The organism is Mucilaginibacter sp., from assembly GCF_036383575.1.
GTDB lineage: Bacteria > Bacteroidota > Bacteroidia > Sphingobacteriales > Sphingobacteriaceae > Mucilaginibacter.
This window is the reverse complement of record NZ_DASVOB010000246.1, coordinates 1-2,058: the sequence shown is the minus strand read 5'-3', so window position 1 is coordinate 2,058 and position 2,058 is coordinate 1. Positions and strand designations below refer to the sequence as shown.

Here is a 2,058-nt window from a genome sequence, read left to right as displayed (position 1 = left end):
TTGCTCCGATATATAAACGGAAGTATCAAAAAGTAAAACGCCCCAGCAGCGATCAACAACCAGCGGAAAGCAATTTTGCCGGCCTCGTTAATTTTGATCACGTCCTTTGCCTTTGTATCCAATAGTGTGTTATTTATTTTGAAAAGGTTATGCGTTGGTGTATGGAGAAGATCGGGCAAAGCAGCCATTATTCCGACTGCAAAAATCAGGCTTGATATGCCTGTTAAAATTAAAACAATACAAAACTGGATACTGCGATAGCGCGAAAGCCGGACAATATACACTGCCGATACACCGAAAATTGCAATCAACAATAAAACGGTAACATACCCTATAAACCCTCCATCCGGATTGTAGATCATCTCAAAATAGGCCTGATCGGCAAAAAACAGCACAACGGCTGCCGGAGTCAACACAATTGCCAATCCGAATATCAGGATCTCAAATCTTGTTAAACTGTTTTTTTTACGGGCGGTATTGTAAGTATTGAGCACAGCAATTATTTAATAGATGATGTGTAACTAACACAAACACATCAAAACATGTTTTTTGGTTATTTGTAAAACGCAAACAGGGCACCAATTATTTCCATCACATCAACCGGGGCATTCATCCCATTTACTTCTGTAAGGTACGTTGTTGCTGTATAATTGATTCATAAATCAACAGCCACATGAAAAAGCTCATCCTGATACTTATTCACCTCACACTTGCATACCTGTTAAAGGCACAGCCACCACAGCAGCCCATAATTTTGGGACGCGTGGATACCCTTTATTCCGACATCCTGAAAGAAAACCGACCGCTTTGGGTTTATACATCAGGATATGATACCAACTACTTTTCAAAACCGGAGTTCCCGGTTTTGTACGTTTTAGATGCCGATGATCATTTCATGTCGCTGGTTACTATGGTTAAAGAACTTAGCGCCACTGCCGGCAATACGGTATTCCCGCAAATGATCATTGTTGGTATCCTCAATACGCCAGGCCACCGCACCCGCGATCTTACACCAACAAACGGTACAATGGACAAATCATCGGGCGGAGGCGAAAACTTTGCGGCTTTTATGGAAAAGGAGTTGATACCCTATATAGATAAGAAATATCCTACTGCCCCCTACCGTACCATGATTGGTCATTCATTGGGCGGATTAACTGTGATCAATATGTTATTGAAACATACACAGGTTTTTAATGCCTATGCAGCTATCGACCCAAGCATGTTTTATGATAATGACAATTTACTTAAACAGGCAACGATTATCCTTAAGCAAAAGAAATTTGACAACAAGAAGCTTTTCCTCGGTTTTGCTAATACTATGAACCCCGGCATGGATACCATACAGGTAAAAAAGGATACTACCGAAATATCGCACCATATTCGCTCGATCATGAAACTGGCAGATAATCTTTCTGCCAATAAAGCAAATACTCTGCAATGGACAAAAAAGTATTATCCTGATGATGATCATAACTCGGTTTCTTTCAATGCCGAATATGACGCTTTACGGTTTATTTTCAAAAACAACCGCTTTCCGAGAAACCAACCTTACAATCAATATTTCGACAAACAGTATACTACTGTGCAGCTAAGGCAAATGATAGATGTGCATTATAAAGCAATGTCGACCGAAAGGGGCTACACGGTACACCCGCCCGAACCGGAGATGAATGGTATAGGCTACGCATTTTTACAACAAAAGGATTATGAAAAAGCAGCTATGTTTTTCCAGGTGAACATTGACAATTACCCTAAAAACTTTAACGTTTACGACAGTATGGGCGATTGCTTTTTGGCCCGTGGTGATAAACAAAATGCTGAGCAGTATTTCAAAAAGGCTTTATCAATCAAGTATACCAAAGAAATTATGGATAAGCTGGATAAGGTACAGGCGGGGAAATAATTATATAAAAACCGTCATTGCGAGTAACCATCAGGGGTACCTGAAAAAAAATGTAATGACGTGCCCTGCGATGAGAAGTAAGATATTTGCGGAATAAACAGGGCAAATTAGACACCCCGTATAACCCTTGGGACCTTATAGAGTCCGCTTGC

At 40.5% G+C, this 2,058-nt stretch carries 2 protein-coding genes; one reads left to right on the top strand and one right to left on the bottom strand.

Annotated elements, in window-relative coordinates; all coding sequences use genetic code 11:
• The coding region (locus tag VF500_RS08800) for a hypothetical protein (RefSeq protein WP_330859320.1) at positions 1-494 on the bottom strand (494 nt) is incomplete at its 3' end.
• Positions 495-673: 179 nt separating this feature from the next.
• On the opposite strand from VF500_RS08800, the gene VF500_RS08795 reads away from it, so the two are divergent.
• On the top strand, positions 674-1,906 hold the full coding sequence (locus VF500_RS08795) for an alpha/beta hydrolase-fold protein (protein WP_330859319.1): 1,233 nt from the start codon (positions 674-676) through the stop codon (positions 1,904-1,906).
• Positions 1,907-2,058: the final 152 nt, after the last annotated feature.